We start from the raw sequence: 15,152 nt of genomic DNA on the forward strand, positions 1-15,152 counted from the left end.
AGGAGACGCCTATGAATGAGCAGATGAAAAAGATTGGCAGAGAAATGGGAATCAGAATGGGAATTCTTATGAGCTTTTGCCTGGCCCTTACCGGGACACTTTCTTCAGGTCACTTTACGCCTGTTGGATTTATTTTTAGCTTCATTGTAAGTGCGATTATTAGCATACTCATTGGTTTTGTGGTCCCTGTAGGTAAAATAACCGGTGATGCTTGCCGCAAGGCAGGTTTTGAACAGGGGACAATAAAAGAGCGCCTCTTAAGCAGTCTTATTTCAAATCTTCTTTATACACCGCTTATGACTTTTGTAATGGTACTACTGGCATATACAATGGCCATGAAATCAAGCGGCGGGATGGCGCAGCTTTCATTTCTTCCAATGTTTCTTCATTCTCTTGTCATTTGCTTTATAGTTGGATACATTCTTATTTTTATATTTCAGCCAATTTTTATGAAACAGCTTTTGAAAAAATATCGTCCTTGACCAGAATTGCCAAAATTCATTTTGATTCGTATAAATGGATAACAAATGATACATAGCTTTGCGGGCTATTGTTATTATTGGTTTGAAATTTGTTGATTAATAGAACACTTCGTATGAGTATGGAGGGTACGAAAATGGATGAGAATAAAAATGTAAGAATGGAAATAACAGACGATTATCTTGAGGATGTAATTGGCGGCGCTAAGCGCAAGGGAAACTGCCCTAAAGGCGGAGATCATGAGTTTGTGAAGACCGATGTTAAGGTATTGAAAAAACCTGTTCTAAAATGCAAAAAGTGTGGCAAACGGATGGCATCAAAATAAAATGATGAGCTGTGAAAAGTTGATTATTTATTTTGTAGATTAGGGAGAGTACTCTGATGTATGCAATTAGTATATATTAGAATACTCTCTTTTTGTATATGCGTAAGTAATTGGCTCTGTAGGAAAATGGGACGGCTCTAGTGATTAGTTCCCAATTTAAAGCCTATTGAGTCGTCTCTCATATTCTCTTAGAAAAGTTTTAGATTGCGTCTCCGTCCGCCACCATTGACTGAACCTGAGGAAAACGCCCTGCAGGTTCTGCCGACGGTGAGGATGATGGGAACAGTAGATTTTCATGCACCGTCGGATTCAGCATTGTAGCGTTTCCCTCAGAACCCGTCAATGGCGAGCACCTTCGGTGTGGCTGGGTGTTATTGCCTCGGGCTCTGACTCCGAGAACAGTAGGGATGGCTACTTTCAAGGATGTGCAGGGCTATATGCTCATTTTACTGTGATAATTGATTTATTGTAACATACGAGGATACGCTTGCATGGATACATGCTATTACTTGAAAACATGACCTAAATAGCATTTTTCACCTGTCTAGGTCATGTTTTTTGGCGTGATATCGCTGTGCTATTAAAAAAATTATGACCTATTCTGTATTTTTCTTTTATTTAGGTCATATTTTTTATCGTGATACTGCTTAAACTGCTACAAAATTCATGACCTATTTTGTATTTTTCTATTACTTAGGTCATGTTTCTGGTCATGATAGGTATTATCAAAGTGGATTTCGATAGAAATTCAGGTTTTATCCTATATCTCAGAAAATCGCTGTTATAAAAATCATTCCGTCCGTATAACGATCAATATAATAGAAAAAATATCGTTTTGGGCATATAGCAGCTTTTTGCGATGTCAGCCACCCCTCACGAGCGCTCAAATGGGCATATAGGCTGATTTCAAGCCTCTGGCCACCCGTTAAAAGGGTGGCTGTGGACGGATAATTACCGTATATGCCCAAAAACGGTTTTATTACAGGTGGCCGAGCTATTGAAAACAAGCTATATACCCAAAACAGCATTTCGGCTATCTTTACAACGGGAGCCGCTGGCATATAGCCCTTCACATTCTAGAAAGTATCTGCATTTGCTGTTCTTAGCTCTACATATCCTTGAAAGTAGCCTTCTGCTGTTATTGCCCCTACACATTATTGAAAGTAGCCACCCCTACTGTTCTCGGAATTGGATCCTGAGGCACCTTAACCCAGCCACACCGCAGGTGCTTGCCATTGACGGGTTCTGAGGAAAACGCTACAATGCTGAATCCGACGGTGCGAGAAAATCTACTGTTCCCATCATCCTCACCGTCGGCAAAGCTGACAAGGCGTTTTCCTCAGGTTCAGTCAATGGTGGCGTACGTATTCGTAACATAGATTAATCTATTTGAATCGTCCCTATGTATCCTAACTCACTTACGCATATACAAAAAGAGAGTACTCTGATGTATGCTTATCGCATACAACAGAATACTCTCCCTAATCTCTTCAATTTAAATAACTTGGAGATACCCTTAACTTGCCTTGCTTCTAGGGATCACATAAGGATCACCGGTCTCAGGGTCAAGTATGATGGAACTGTCCATTCCGTAAATTTCCTGCATGAGTTCAGGAGTTATGATATCTTTGGGGTTACCGCTTGCTACAAGTTTTCCCTTTTTCATAGCAAATATGTGATCAGCATATCTGATTGAGAGATTAATGTCGTGCAGTATTGCAACGATTGTAACTTTCTTTATCTCATTTAGCTTGGCAAGGCAGTCAAGAATTTCTACCTGATATGCAATGTCAAGATATGTGGTAGGTTCGTCAAGCAGCAGTATATCTGTGTCCTGGGCTAGTGCAAGTGCAATCCATACGCGCTGTCTTTGCCCGCCTGAAAGAGAATCTACCTGTTTGTCGGCAAGTTCTGTTATTCCCATTGCACACATTGCTGAGGAGATGGCTTCATAGTCAGCCTTGGTGAGCTGGCCAAAAAGATTCTGATAGGGAAATCTTCCTCTGGCAACAAGGTCAGCTACAGTTATTCCTGCAGGAACGATAGGTGACTGTGGTAGAAGACCAACTTTTTTAGCAAGCTGTTTTGTGGGGAGTTCGCAAATTGGGTTTCCATCAAGAAGGATATTTCCCTTTGAAGGAGACAGAAGCCTTGCAAAACTCTTAAGCAAGGTGGATTTGCCGCATCCGTTGGGTCCGATCAAAACGCTGAACTTTCCTGCGGGAATGCTCAAATTCATATCTTCTATAATTAGTTTATTGTCATAGCCTGCATATATCCCATTTGCAGTGAAAGTGTGACTCTGTGCAATCTTACTCATCAGATCTTTTCTCCTTTTTTATTGATATTAAGTAAAAGCAGTAGCAGGTATGGAGCCCCCAAAAGTCCTGTTACGACTCCCACAGGGTAGCTGGTTTCAAAAAGATTTTTGCCTATAAGCTCGGAAGCGTAAACAAGTATTACTCCAACAAATCCGGAAGTCAGCATTGCGATAGATCCATTCCTTGTTAGCTTTGTTGCTATAGGGCCTGATAAAAAAGCTACTGAAGCAATGGGACCTGTTGCGGCAGTTGCTACTGAGGATAGGAGCAAAGCGCAGATAAGGCAACATATCCTGATAATATTTATCGATGCACCAAGAGTAGTAGCATATTCGTCTCCAAGCTGCATGATCCTGAGTTCTTTGTTGCAGAATAGGAGAGCTCCACCTGCTAGAACAGTCATTATTGTTATAGCCGGAACATCAGACATCTGAACGGGATTGAGGCTTCCACGAAGCCATCTTAGCGCTGTTCCTACATCGTATTCAGAACCAACAAGCAGCATCCAGGAAATAAGGGCATTCAAAACTGCCTGAAAACCGATTCCTATGAGGATCATTCTGCTGCTGAAGGCATTTCCTTTACCAGAGAGTAAAAGAATAAGTCCTGTAACTAAAAGACCTGCTACTACTGAGAAGATTGAAGCAACAGCTCCGCTGATACCAAGTATCAGGATGCAGAAAACTGCAGCGGCAGAGGAACCTGCGGTAACTCCGATAATGTCAGGAGAAGCGAGAGGATTCCTTAAAAGGTTTTGAAAAGTGTAGCCTGCAAGTCCAAAAGAAAAACCGGCAAGACCTCCAACAATAAGCTTTGGAAGCCTTAGACTTTTTATGGTGTAGGCAGCCCCTTTTGTCTCATCGCTTAGAAGTACCTTAATGACTTCGCTTAGTGAATAATTCGTATTTCCTATTGTCATCATGAGGACTGCGAGAATAGCAATGATAATAATGAAAAATAGAGCACATGCGATATTTCTTTTTCGCTGCTTTGAATATATATTTTTTAAATCTGTTTCTAGTTTGGTCGTCATATATTTTTGGCCTTTGTCATCCATACAATTGCTACAAATACCGGGGCACCAAGGATGGCTGTGATGATTCCAACCTCAAGTTCTCCCGGACTTCCAAGAATCCTTCCTAAAACATCCGAAATTGTCAAAAGAGCTGCCCCACCTATAGCAGATAGTGGAACAATAATTCTCATGTCATTGTCAAAAAGCTGCCTTATAACATGGGGTAGCATAAGCCCCACAAATCCAATGGGCCCTGCAAGGGCGGTTACAGATGCACAGAGAAGAACTCCTGCAAATGCGGATACTATCCTTATCTGTCCGACTTTTACACCCAGTGAGATAGCCATTTCATCGCCAAGTGACAATGCATTAAGTGGTGATGAACAAAGTAAAGAGAGGATAAGTCCTGCCAAAAAGAAAGGAAGGAGCAGTTTTACATCTTCCCAGCTTCCACCACTGATGCTTCCTACCTGCCAGAAACGAAATTCCTTCATGACCTGTGAGTCTGGAAGCATGATAGTATTAACAATGGCACCAAGGGCAGTTGACACGGCTGTTCCAGCAAGGGCCAGCTTTAAAGAAGTTGCCCCGCCATAGCCTACGCTTGCAATTCCGTAGACAAAAAATGCAGTGGCCATAGCCCCTATGAAAGATAGCCCTATAAGTCCAATTCCGGAAGAAATATTAAGGTATGCAATGCCTATAACTACCATGAGAGAAGCACCTGTGTTTACACCAAGAATGCTTGGGTCTGCTATTGGGTTCCTTGTGATAGACTGCATCATTGCACCGGAAACGCCAAGGCAGCCTCCGGCAATGAGGCCGAAGACTGTCCTTGGAACTCTGGCAGAAATTACAGCTGCAATGAACTTATCTGTTTCTTTTCCGGTAAAAAAGCTGACTATATCAGCAATGGGTACGTTCTTACTGCCATATACTATTGAAAGAATGGCACCGGCAATTGTCAGAATGATCAGTATTATTGTTCCTATGATTAGTTTTGTATTACTGTATCTTTTTTGCTGCTTCATTTAACACTTCCAGATAATCATCAATTGCGTAAGGAATAGAAAGAACTGTTGGTGTGCTTGCTGCTGCAAGAGCATCATTTGAATCAAGTAAAACGAATGCGCCGTTGTTTACGGCAGGAATATTTGAAAATCTTCCGTCATTCTGCATTGCTGTAACAAGTGACTCTGTACCATATGTAATGATGATATCAACGTCGCTAAGAACATCAGCGTTTTCAGCACTTACTGTTATTGAAAAAGCATTTGGATCATCAATAAGTCCAGTTACGCTCTCTGGAGTTACAAATCCAAGATCTCCAAGAAATGCTGCTCTTGGATCGTTGTTTGTATAAATATAGAAGGTTCCGAGGTCATCTTCTGAGAGCCAGAAAAATGCAACTCTTTTTCCATTGAGGTCAGGGTACTGGGAGAGCTTGTCAGAAATAAGCTGTTCAACATCAGCAACAAGGGCTCTTCCTTCAGCTTCAAGGCCAAGGGCTGCAGCATCATTTATGGTCTCTTCCTGCCATGTTGTTGTCCAGGCAATTGTAGGATATGCAACTACAGGAGCAATTTCGCTGAGTCTGTCATATTCTTCCTGGCTAAGTCCTGAGTAAGCTGCAAGGATTACATCAGGCTGGCAGTCTGAGATAGCTTCGTAGTCCCATCCGTCTGTATCATCAAATACATTAGGAGTAGCACCGAGATCTTCAAATGCTTTTGCTGTCCATGCAAGAAGGCCGTTTTCATCCCTTGGTCCGAAATTTGCTTCTGAAATTCCAACAGGTACAATTCCAAGAGCGAGAGGAACATCAGGATTTCCCCATGCAATTGCTACAACGTTTTCAGGCTTTTCCTCGATAACGGTCTCGCCAAGTCCATGAGTGATCGTGAGTGGGAAAGTTGCATCGCTATTAGAAGCGCTGTCTTCAGAAACTGAAGAAGATCCTTCTGTTGATTCTGATCCGAAAACAGTTGTTGCTTCTGAACTGTCAGTTGCTGCAGTATCTACTGTGGCAGTTTCGGATGTTGCTCCACATGCCACGACGCTAAGGCCAAGGAGACCTGCGAATAAAGCTGAAATAAGTTTGTTCTTCATAATTTTACTCCTCTAGTGTTATTATAATTAGCTGCTGCTAACGCAGCGTTAGCAAGTGCTAACAATAATCTCATAGAAATCACGAGTTGTCAACAATTAAATCTAGTAAAATCGATTAACCGGGATAAAACTATTTGCGGAGTACAGACACAAATAAAGTGTAAAACAAGCCCGATTAAGTGTAATCAGGCTTGTTTTTATGTTGTGTGATATATTTCAAAAAGTGTTTCGAAATTGTGCTCAGTTTATTAAATTTTTATAATTTAAATTGGTAAAGCTTGATTTTACTTGGCAATTAGGGCATGATAAAAAGTGACGTGGGATTAAATTGTGTAAAAGAGGCGTAAGAAAGATTCTTACGTTGAGGGATGTTATGAAAAAACTAGTAGAGATCAAGGATGTAAGTAAGATTTATAATCCTGGTGAAAATGAGGTAAGGGCTCTTAATCACGTGAGCCTTACTATTGGAGAGGGCGAATTTGTCGCCATAATAGGTCAATCCGGTTCCGGAAAATCTACCCTTATGAATATGCTTGGGTGTTTGGATACACCAACCAGTGGAAAATACTTTCTGCATGGTCAGGACGTTTCTCATATGACAGATGATGAGCAGTCCGACGTGCGTAACAGGGAAATTGGTTTCATATTTCAGGGATTTAACCTGATACCATCGCTTACTGCTTTGGAGAACGTGGAGCTTCCACTTATCTATCGCGGAGTTGGTAAAAGAGAAAGAGACAGACTTGCAAATGCTGCTTTAAACAGTGTCGGCCTTGAAAAAAGAAAGACACATAAGCCAAATGAAATGTCAGGTGGTCAGCAGCAGAGAGTTGCTATAGCCAGAGCTATTGCGCAGGCACCACCAATTCTTTTGGCAGATGAGCCCACAGGTAACCTGGATACAGCTTCAACAAAAGAGATAATCAGTATTATCAAGAGGCTCTATAAAGAAGGAAGAACCGTAATAATAATCACTCATGACCCTGGAATAGCAGAGCAGGCAAAGAGAATAATCACGATTTCAGATGGTCAGATAAAGAGTGATGTGATCAATAAGAATTATAAGGATGATTGATTTGTTTTGATAAAAACCGATATTGAAAAGTATGGAGGAGAAAAATGTCAGAGAACAAGAAAGACAAAAATCTTGAAGAAAATAAAGAAGTTGTGACAAATGAAGCTGTTAAGGAAGATGCAGCTGAAACTGCAGTTATAAAGGAAACAACAGGAAGCACTGCAGAGGTTTATGATGATTATGAGGAGGCAACACCTCCTGAAGAAGTTACAGGTAAAAAGAAATTCAAATTAAAGAAGAGATATATAGTTGGCGGCGTGGCAGCTGTTTTGATACTTGGCGCCATAGGAAGACAGTTCCTTGTTGGACAGAATCAGGTGACAATGGTTGAGACTTCACCTGTTGTACTTGGAAACATAGAGAATGTTCTTTCTATCTCAGGAACAGTTCAGAGTGCTGAGACCAAGACTTACTTTTCAGAAGTAGCTGCACCAATTGAAACTCTTGATATCAAGGTTGGCGATAAGGTGTCAAGCGGCGATGTTTTGTACACATATGACACAGAGGCTCTTGACCTTGCTGAGAAGACAGCCCAGCTTGCAATCACTCAGGCAAAGGGAAATTATAATTCACTTTATTCAGCAGTTGGAGCTGCAGACAGAAAATATGCAGAGGGAATGACAGCTCAGCAGATCAATGACAGACTTGATGCGATCACTGCGGAGATCAATTCGCTTAACGACAAGATCACTGAGAAAACAAACAGGATCAATCAGACTCTTAAAGATATACAGAATACTCAGTACGATATAAACCAGAACAGTATTGATGATAAGTATGAACAATACTTTGATGCAGGAAGCAACTCATACATTACAAGAAATGAGTCCGGCAATAAGACAGATGGAGAATACAAAGAGCCATCAGAGGGCGACAGACAGATGATCCTTGCTCTTGAGCAGACATACAATGACGTATCATATGCTCTTAAGACTGATGCCGAGATCAAGTCTTGGAATGATCAGATCACAGCCCTTAAAGAGGAGCAGAGCCACCTTTCATCTGCAAAGGCAGCTCAGGTTAATGGCGGAACAGCAGCTTCATCAAAGGCTTCCTATGAGTCAACTCAGCTCACTCAGCAGGATACAATTGATAAGCTCGAAGCTGCAAAGGAAGGCGTAAAGGCAGACTTTAACGGCGTAGTTACAGAAGTTGCTGTAGTAGAGGGCGCAACAGTTACTGCAGGAGCTAAGATGGTTACAATGGCAAATCTTGAAGATGTCCAGGTTGCTCTTTCTGTTTCAAAGAGTGATCTTCCTAAGATTGCAGTTGGCCAGAAGGTTGATATAACAATCAACGGAAAAGCATATGATGGCGAAGTTACCAAGATATCAGGTAATGCCACAAAGAATAGCAACGGCGTTGCAGTAGTAGAGACAATCATAAAGGTTACTAATCCTGACAATGACATAATCCTTGGTGTTGAAGCAACAAATAAGATCCATGCTGAAAAGGCCGACAACACTATCGTTCTTCCATATGAATATATTCAGACAGATGCAGAAGGCGACTATGTATATGTTGTTGAAAATGGCGTAGTAACAAGAAAGAATGTAACAGTTGGTATTTCAACAAGCACAGAGGCACAGGTAATCGAAGGATTGTCTGAAGGAGATGAAGTTATCTCGTCAGATGTATCAACGCTCACAGAAGGTATGGCAGTAGCTGTTAATAACATGTGATAAGCATGTTTTTAACAGAGATGTTTGGATAAAAGATAATGGGACAGTTTGGTGAATATTTTAAAAGTGCGATCAAGCAGATAATTGGTAATGGCTATCGTACTCTTATGACGATGCTTGGAATTGTCATAGGTATAGCGGCAGTAATTGCTGTTGTTGCTCTGGGAAACGGCATGACTGAGTTTGTGCAGAGTCAGCTTAACGGAATAGCCGGTAACTACGGAATAATAAGTATAAACACAAAGAAAACCTCTGAATTTTTTACCAGAGAAGATATGAGACTGATTGAGGATGAGCTTCCTGATATAAAGGGTGTATCTCCTAATTTTTCCGGGTATGGAAAGGTAAAGGCAAAAAGAGGTACTTTTGAAGCAAATGTAAGTGCCGGAACAGAGGCTTTTGAATATGCTCTTGGAAATGGAATTGTAAAGGGGTCTTATTTTACAAGGCAGCAGGTTGAAGGTGGACAAAGAGTGTGTGTCATGCTCATAGATGATGCTATAAAACTCTTTGGAACAGATGAGTGTATTGGCAATGAAATAGAGATAACCATGTGGGGGAAGACTGCAACCTATACTGTTGTAGGGCTTCGTGATCACATGAATGAAATGTATACTTTTCTTATGGAGGGGCAGGACTACTACGCTCAGATAGAAGCTCCATATACAGCATTTTGCGCGGATTTTGATTATGAGGCAGATAAGCTTTATAGTCTGGTTCTTTTTGCTGATCAGGGAATACTAAATGACAGAGTTACCGAGGCCAAAAATATCCTTATGAACACTCATGGCCTTAGGGGAACTAATGCCATATCAGGATATAGTATGGCTGATTTCTCAAAACAGCTTGATCAGATCCTTGGCTATGCGTCTTCATTTCTTTTACTGGTTTCAGTTATTTCCCTGGTGGTAGGTGGAATAGGCGTAATGAACATTATGCTTGTTTCTGTAACAGAAAGAACAAGAGAAATCGGCATAAGAAAATCAATTGGCGCAAAAACTGCAGCTATCATGTCGCAGTTTTTGTTTGAGGCATCCATCCTTACATTCCTTGGTGGAATTGTTGGGATTATTTTGGGAATAATCCTTGCGCATATTATCTGTACTGCTATAGGATTTAACGTTATCATTACACCTTCATCAGTACTTGGAGCAGCATTTTTCTCTATTTTAGTGGGACTGTTTTTTGGACTGTACCCGGCAAGAAAAGCTGCAAAAATGAAGCCGATCGATGCGCTGAGATTATAAGGAATATAAAATGGGAACTTTTGGAGAATATATAAAAAGTGCGCTTTCAAGCATAAGGAACAATAAAGGAAGATCTTTTCTTACAATGCTTGGAATCATAATAGGAATCGCTGCGGTTCTGACCGTTTTGATCATCGGAGACGGCATGAAGGCTACGGTGAACAGTGAAATGGATTCCATTGGTGCCACTACTGTATCAGTTTCATTGGATAATACAAAAACAGATAAGCTTTTTACTAAGGATGATCTGGACAGGATAGATGAGGGACTCGAGAATATATACGGAGTATCTCCAAGCATTACTATTTGGGGAGAAACTATGGTGCGTGGCCAGGCTTATGATATGAGCTTAAGCTGTGGAAGTGAGGCAATGGAATATGGCGCAGGCGTGAAAATGGTTCACGGTCGTTACTTCAACGCTTCAGATGTAGAAGATGGTAAAAAAGTCTGTGTACTTAGCCAGATAGCTGCAAAAAAGTTATTTGGATATGAAGAAGCAGTAGGAGAGACTGTTACTATCACAGCTTATGATCTTACCGGAGAGTTTTTGGTAATTGGCATACGAGAAGATACTTCAATGGATACAGCATATGCCGGTTATATGGAGGAACCTATGTATATGGGAGATGTGCCATATACTGCAGCTGCTGGCGTATACAGTCTGAATCTGGATACTCTGGAGAGCTTTACAATTTATCTTGACAGTGAGTACAAAAATGCTGTTTTGTCTCAGGCAAGGTCAGTTGTTGAGAATGTCATGGGACTTAGAGGCGAAGGTGCTGTAAAGGTGTCTTCCGGTTATGGATTTGATCAGACTACAGATACTATTCTTACGATCATAACCTCTGTTGTTGCCATAATTGCTGCCATATCTCTTTTGGTTGGAGGTATCGGCGTTATGAATATCATGACTGTTTCTGTTACAGAAAGGACAAGAGAGATAGGTATCAGAAAGTCTCTCGGAGCCCGTACATCATCCATACTTACGCAGTTTTTAGCGGAGGCATCAATACTTACATTTACGGGTGGTATCATAGGCATTATCCTGGGGCTTTCCCTGGCGTACCTTATCTGCACGGTGATAGGATTTGCGTTCTCTGTAAATCCGCTATTGGTGCTGCTTGTAGTAGCTATTTCTACAGCTATAGGCCTTTTCTTTGGAATATATCCTGCAAAGCGCGCTGCTGAACTTGATCCAATTGAAGCCCTTAGAACGGAGTAAAGTTAGTTTCACTGTCACTCCATGAGTACTAAAAACGGCCTTAGTGTGATATACTAGGTAGTAAGAATGTTTTTGGGGTGAGCTTGTGAGAGAGATTGTGGAGAGACTCCTTAAGGGGCAGTTTGAATATGATGATAAGAGCCTGGATTTTTCTGTGCCCAGAGTTGAGATTTCTTTGGGACCGGATGAAGAAGTCGAAGGCTCTTTTACTATATTCGGACCTGAGAACAGGTTTGTCACAGGCAGGATTTCATCAACAGATATCAGGATGGAGGTTATAACTCCGGAGTTTACAGGTTCACCATATGAAGTTTCTTACAGGTATGATTCAAGAGGCCTTTCCAAGGGTGATGTTCACCAGGGGGATTTCAGGATCATATCTAATCAGGGAGAGTATGTTCTTCCGTTTGTAGTCACAGTAAGGCATGATCATATAGCATCAAGCCTTGGTGATATCAAAAATCTTTTCCATTTTGCAAATTTAGCTAAGACTGATTGGAAGGAGGCAGTTGACCTCTTTTATTCCAAGGATTTTATAAGTGTATTCCAGGGAAATGACAGCCAGTACGAGAGCCTTTACAGAGGGCTTTCTGTGGGCAGGGTTAATGAGCAGAACGTTGAAGAGTTTCTCATAAGTATCAATAAAAAGAAGCCTGTTGAATATATTATTGATCAGGAAGAGATGCATATTGATTTTACGGGAACTACTCATGACTATGGAATCCTCATAACCAGAAATGGATGGGGCTATACTGACCTTCATGCCGATGTGGATGGGGATTTTATAAGCCTTGATAAAACAGATCTAAATGATGAGAGTTTTAGCGGCAGTTCCTGCCATATAAAGATAAGGCTTAGGACAGAAATGCTCCATGAGGGTAACAACTTTGGCAGGATCATTTTCAGGAATGCCTTTTTTAAGACTGAGATTCCTGTGACAGTGGCAGTGGAGCTTACAGGCAGGCATCCTACAGCGGATTATCAGGAGAAAAAGCAGCTTAAGGTCGAGCTTGTCAGGGCCTATGAGAATTACAGATGTAAAAAGATAACCGCCAGAGCCTGGGTCTCAGATACAGGCAAGATAATTGCCAAGATGAATGCAATTGATGATAAGGACCTGGAGTTCAGGCTCTATACAGCTCATTATTATATTACTGCAGGAAGAGTTAATGAGGGCAAGTGGATTCTTGACAAAGCCGAGAAAGAGGCCCTTGATTCTCCAGGAGATACACTCTATAGCTACTATCTCTACCTTTCTACGCTTTGTAGTAAAGAAGAGAGTTATTTGAATGATGTGGCTGAGAGACTTGAGGGGATTTTTAGGCGCAATCCGGATAACTGGCGTATTGCCTGGCTTATTCAGTATGTGGCTGATGAGTATGCGTCATCGAGTCCCAGAAAGTGGATGAGTATCGAGGAACAGTTTGCGCTTGGATGCAGGAGTCCGATACTTTACCTCGAGGCCATGGGACTTTTAAATGAGACGCCTTCGATCCTGACAAGGCTTGAGGACTTTGAACTCTATGTTCTTGAGTACGGTGCCAAGAAACAGATCATAAGCCTTAATCTGATCGATCAGATAGTATATCTTTCAACCCGCGTTCGAGGCTACAGCGACAGGCTCTACAGGATTTTAAAGGCCTGCTATGAGGTAAAAGAAAATGATCTTGTCCTTGAAGCTATCGTATCTCTTTTGATAAAGGGAGGTAAGACTTCAAAGGCAGCTTTTGAGTGGTATGTCCTTGGTGTCGACAGGCAGCTTCGTATAACAAGGCTCTATGAGTATTACATGATGTCCATCTATGTAACTGATGAGGGAACTCTTCCGTGTGAGATAAGCAAGATGGTTCTCATGTACTTCTCTTACCAGAGTGACCTTGAGTATGATAAAAATGCGATCCTTTACAGATATATTCATGAGAGAAGGCAGGATTACCCTGAGCTCTATGAAACTTATCTGCCACAGATTGAGAAGTTTCTCATGGCTCAGCTTGACAGGGGCAGGATCAATAAGGATCTTGGATATCTTTACAAGAATTTGCTCACAAAGCAGATGGTTGATGCAGCCAATGCACCTAAGGTTTTGTATGTCATAAATACAGCTGAGATAAAAACCTCAGATAAAAGAGTGAACAGCGTCTGCGTTATTTACGACAAGTGTGCAAAGGAAATGCGCTATCAGGTAACTGATGGCAAGGCTTACGTTCCTTTGTACGGCAATGATTATACAGTTCTTTTGACAGACAGGGATGATAACAGGTATGCAACTACGATTGCTTATACCAATATCAGAATGATGATACCCGGGAAGCTGACAGACTATGCAATTCCTTATATTCAGAAGGGAAAAGAGAACCTGGATCTGTTTTTGTGTGATCTTGGCAAGAATGCTTACACCATCGATATGGACAATGTGAGCAGATACAGAGATCTTGCTGATTCAGAGTATGTCAGAAAAAAGGTAAAGAATGAGATAAGAAATAATCTTATCAGGTTCTACTATGACAATGATTTTACAAGGCAGCTTACTGAGTATCTTGTGAATATCGATCCGCTTGATATAAGCACCACGGAGCGCGATGAACTATTGGAGCTTATGGTAATGGCCGGACTCTACGATAAGGCCATGGAGTGGATAAAGACATACGGAACCTATTCAATTGACCCTAAGATTATCCTGCGTATGTGCTCAAGGATGCTTGACAGGGATATTTATGATAATGGACCGCAGGAAATTGAGATAGCTTATTATGCCTTTTCCAAGGCAAAATATGATGAGCAGCTGTTAAAGTATCTGGTGGCAAACTTTAACGGTACCATCAAAGAGATGAGGGATGTGTTCAGGGCAGCGCAGTCTTTTGGTCTTGATACCTATCCACTTGCTGAGCGAATGCTTCTGCAGATGCTCTATAGCGGTTCCTTTGTAGGTGAAAAGATCGAGATCTTTAAATCCTATGTAAAGAGCGGAGCCAGCACTGATATTGAGGTTGCCTTCCTTTCACAGTGTGCATATGACAGTTTTGTTCGTGGAAAAGTCACCGACGGATTTGTCTATCAGAGGATAGAGAGCCTTGCACTGATGGGGGTTCCTCTTCTTGATGTATGTAAGCTTGCGTATCTTAGGTACTACGCCAATGAGAAAAAGACGGGTGAAGAATATAGTCAGGATGTAGCTGTAGCATTTCTTAGAGAACTTGTGGATAAAAAGATATATTTCCCGTTCTTTACAGAGTATGAAGAGCTTCTTCCTGAAATGGTGCAGTTTACCGATAAAACCATGCTTGAATACAGGACCATGCCGCAGAAGCACTGCTATGTCCATTACAGACTTGCAGGGGATGAGGACAATGAGTACAAGAGCATGGAAATGCGCGAGATGTATGAAGGAATATTCGTTGCTTCTTTTGTTCTTTTCTTTGGAGAGCAGCTCCAGTACTACATCACAGAGGATTCAGAAACTGGAGAGGATGTTCTCACGGAGAGTGGAACCATTCAGAAGAGCGATATTATAAAGACTCATACAGGCAGCAGGTTCAGTTATATCAACGATATCATGATCGGAGAGACTCTCCAGGATTATGACACTGTGGATAAGCTTCTTTTGGAGCTTGGTAAAAAGAGATTTGTTTGTGACAGGCTGTTTACGGCCTTTTTAGATAATGGCGAAGAAGGATGA

11 protein-coding genes are annotated in these 15,152 nt (G+C 41.4%); 7 read left to right on the top strand and 4 right to left on the bottom strand.

Features of this window, described 5'->3' with window-relative positions:
* Positions 1-11 precede the first annotated feature (11 nt).
* Positions 12-482, top strand: a complete 471-nt coding sequence (locus C4S54_RS14360; RefSeq protein ID WP_103870132.1) for a hypothetical protein — start codon at positions 12-14, stop codon at positions 480-482.
* Between the two features lie 134 nt (positions 483-616).
* Positions 617-805 (top strand): hypothetical protein, encoded by a 189-nt coding sequence (locus tag C4S54_RS14365; RefSeq protein WP_103870133.1) that lies wholly within the window; start codon positions 617-619, stop codon positions 803-805.
* A 1,516-nt stretch (positions 806-2,321) separates the two neighbouring features.
* Here the strand turns inward: C4S54_RS14365 and C4S54_RS14375 are convergent.
* From C4S54_RS14375 to C4S54_RS14390, 4 genes are read right to left on the bottom strand one after another with little or no spacing between them, the layout of a single operon-like run.
* A complete protein-coding gene (locus tag C4S54_RS14375; protein WP_022772894.1) occupies positions 2,322-3,125 on the bottom strand; it encodes an ABC transporter ATP-binding protein in 804 nt (267 codons plus the stop codon).
* The gene (locus tag C4S54_RS14380; protein WP_103870174.1) at positions 3,125-4,159 is read right to left on the bottom strand and encodes a FecCD family ABC transporter permease; all 1,035 of its coding nucleotides are present in this window, start codon (positions 4,157-4,159) and stop codon (positions 3,125-3,127) included. Before C4S54_RS14380 ends, C4S54_RS14375 begins: the two co-directional genes overlap by 1 nt.
* Positions 4,156-5,172, bottom strand: coding sequence for a FecCD family ABC transporter permease (locus tag C4S54_RS14385; protein ID WP_103870135.1), 1,017 nt, complete (start codon positions 5,170-5,172; stop codon positions 4,156-4,158). The genes C4S54_RS14380 and C4S54_RS14385 overlap by 4 nt, the downstream gene beginning before the upstream one ends.
* Entirely contained in the window at positions 5,147-6,250 is a 1,104-nt protein-coding gene (locus C4S54_RS14390) for an ABC transporter substrate-binding protein (RefSeq protein ID WP_103870136.1), read from the bottom strand. Before C4S54_RS14390 ends, C4S54_RS14385 begins: the two co-directional genes overlap by 26 nt.
* Before the next feature lie 373 nt (positions 6,251-6,623).
* Between C4S54_RS14390 and C4S54_RS14395 the strand changes: the two genes are divergently transcribed.
* From C4S54_RS14395 to C4S54_RS14415, 5 genes are all read left to right on the top strand, one after another.
* Positions 6,624-7,325: an ABC transporter ATP-binding protein gene (locus C4S54_RS14395; protein WP_074889759.1), complete on the top strand. Its 702-nt coding sequence runs from the start codon at positions 6,624-6,626 to the stop codon at positions 7,323-7,325.
* A 44-nt stretch (positions 7,326-7,369) separates the two neighbouring features.
* Positions 7,370-9,007, top strand: coding sequence for an efflux RND transporter periplasmic adaptor subunit (locus C4S54_RS14400; protein ID WP_103870137.1), 1,638 nt, complete (start codon positions 7,370-7,372; stop codon positions 9,005-9,007).
* Positions 9,008-9,045: 38 nt separating this feature from the next.
* Positions 9,046-10,254 (top strand): ABC transporter permease, encoded by a 1,209-nt coding sequence (locus C4S54_RS14405; RefSeq protein ID WP_103870138.1) that lies wholly within the window; start codon positions 9,046-9,048, stop codon positions 10,252-10,254.
* 10 nt (positions 10,255-10,264) lie between these two features.
* Positions 10,265-11,476, top strand: coding sequence for an ABC transporter permease (locus C4S54_RS14410; protein ID WP_103870139.1), 1,212 nt, complete (start codon positions 10,265-10,267; stop codon positions 11,474-11,476).
* Positions 11,477-11,561: 85 nt separating this feature from the next.
* Positions 11,562-15,152 carry a DUF5717 family protein gene (locus C4S54_RS14415; RefSeq protein ID WP_103870140.1) on the top strand — a complete coding sequence of 1,197 codons (3,591 nt, stop codon included), beginning with the start codon at positions 11,562-11,564 and terminating at the stop codon, positions 15,150-15,152.

This window comes from Butyrivibrio sp. Su6 (genome assembly GCF_900108105.1).
In the GTDB taxonomy this organism is placed as follows: domain Bacteria; phylum Bacillota; class Clostridia; order Lachnospirales; family Lachnospiraceae; genus Butyrivibrio.

Excerpts from the sequence above, each read along its gene's own strand:
- C4S54_RS14385 (WP_103870135.1), bottom strand. The coding sequence starts at position 5,172 with ATGAAGCAGCAAAAAAGATACAGTAATACAAAACTAATCATAGGAACA.
- C4S54_RS14360 (WP_103870132.1), top strand. The coding sequence starts at position 12 with ATGAATGAGCAGATGAAAAAGATTGGCAGAGAAATGGGAATCAGAATG.
- C4S54_RS14395 (WP_074889759.1), top strand. The coding sequence starts at position 6,624 with ATGAAAAAACTAGTAGAGATCAAGGATGTAAGTAAGATTTATAATCCT.
- C4S54_RS14400 (WP_103870137.1), top strand. The coding sequence starts at position 7,370 with ATGTCAGAGAACAAGAAAGACAAAAATCTTGAAGAAAATAAAGAAGTT.
- C4S54_RS14410 (WP_103870139.1), top strand. The coding sequence starts at position 10,265 with ATGGGAACTTTTGGAGAATATATAAAAAGTGCGCTTTCAAGCATAAGG.
- C4S54_RS14405 (WP_103870138.1), top strand. The coding sequence starts at position 9,046 with ATGGGACAGTTTGGTGAATATTTTAAAAGTGCGATCAAGCAGATAATT.
- C4S54_RS14380 (WP_103870174.1), bottom strand. The coding sequence starts at position 4,159 with ATGACGACCAAACTAGAAACAGATTTAAAAAATATATATTCAAAGCAG.
- C4S54_RS14365 (WP_103870133.1), top strand. The coding sequence starts at position 617 with ATGGATGAGAATAAAAATGTAAGAATGGAAATAACAGACGATTATCTT.
- C4S54_RS14375 (WP_022772894.1), bottom strand. The coding sequence starts at position 3,125 with ATGAGTAAGATTGCACAGAGTCACACTTTCACTGCAAATGGGATATAT.
- C4S54_RS14390 (WP_103870136.1), bottom strand. The coding sequence starts at position 6,250 with ATGAAGAACAAACTTATTTCAGCTTTATTCGCAGGTCTCCTTGGCCTT.